Annotated in this window: 3 protein-coding genes; 1 reads left to right on the top strand and 2 read right to left on the bottom strand. The window is 58.0% G+C overall.

What is annotated here, in order from left to right:
* On the bottom strand, positions 1–162 hold a 162-nt coding region (locus tag AC097L_RS24980), incomplete at its 3' end, for an FAD-dependent oxidoreductase (RefSeq protein WP_479589407.1).
* Between the two features lie 65 nt (positions 163–227).
* A complete protein-coding gene (locus AC097L_RS24975) occupies positions 228–596 on the bottom strand; it encodes a hypothetical protein (protein WP_479589406.1) in 369 nt (122 codons plus the stop codon).
* 370 nt (positions 597–966) lie between these two features.
* Between AC097L_RS24975 and AC097L_RS24970 the strand changes: the two genes are divergently transcribed.
* On the top strand, positions 967–1,238 hold a 272-nt coding region (locus AC097L_RS24970; RefSeq protein WP_479589405.1), incomplete at its 3' end, for a BREX system ATP-binding domain-containing protein.

Below are 1,238 nucleotides of genomic sequence, written 5' to 3'. Positions count from 1 at the left end.
GGCGTGCGAATCGGGAATCAGCCCGTCGCCACAAATTTTGTCGCGCGGAAAATCCTGCTGGTCCACCAGCAGGACGTCCATCCCGGCGCGCGCCAACCACTGGGCGCAGGCGCTGCCGGCCGGGCCCGCACCGACGACCAGCACGTCACAGGTCGTCGGCATGGCGGTCGGTAGCCGTGTTTTCATGCCAAATAGGCTTCTAGCCCACTATCCACGTGCACTGGCAGCTATGAAGTTTGTAGCGCAAAGCTGTCGCTGCTGGCCAGCGGCCAGGTGTGCTGGTAAATCAGCGGCAGGCTGCTCAGGTCGTCCTGCAGCAAGGCGCCTTCGGGCAACAGGGTCAGGATCAGCTGCGCCAGCGACTGCACCTTGCGGTCGGCGGTGCGCCGCACGATGTGGTGGGCCGTGATGTCCTGCGGGTGCTCCACGCCCACGGCTTGCACCATTTCTTTCAGCGCATGCAACGTTTGCTGGTGAAAGTTGTACACCCGTTCGGCCGTGCCCAATACCGTCTGGTCGAGCGCAATGAGCACCATGACAATGGAGATGCCTGCCATGGCGGCGACGGAGCAGGATTTGACGTTGTGTGCAGGCATGCGGTGATTGTGCTGGCGTGTTGGTGATCAAACACGTTGAAATTTTTGACAAAAATGGCGGTTAGCGCCTGATGTGCGGGCGTCTGATATCCATCCAGATCATAGCGAAAAGCGCTCCACGACTGGCCAGTCGAGAGTTGAATGAATCTGAGTGGCTACCGCTACTGCAAGCTGAACTGGACCAGACGGCACACTTACCTTACGCCACGGCCATCAAGCACATGTTGACGCGCCAATCCAGATAAAAATTTGGTTCGAACAATTGATCATGGCGAAGAAAGCCAAGACCACATAACGCTCCACGACGTACTTTGGCTGCAGATGTATGACTTAAGATGCCCTCTTCATCAGGGATAAAAAAGCGACCAACATGCTCAGTCCAGCACTACGCCCGCGCGAACGCGACGCGCTCATTCAGTCCCTGCGCGCAGGCGTTACCCCCTTGTTGGGAGCCAGGCACATTCAAGTTGGACGTGATGCTGAAATCGCGGCACTTGAGAAAAATCTGGATCACATCGCCGATGGTGGATCAGCCTTTCGCCTGGTCATCGGTGAGTACGGCTCCGGCAAAACATTCTTCATGAACCTGGTACGCGGTGCGGCCATGGACCGCCAGCTGGTGGTGGCTCACGCTGACCTCAA

Source organism: Rhodoferax sp. RT5P35 (assembly GCF_056521385.1).
The sequence above is the reverse complement of the archived record's forward strand: the minus strand, read 5'-3'. Positions and strand labels throughout refer to the sequence as shown.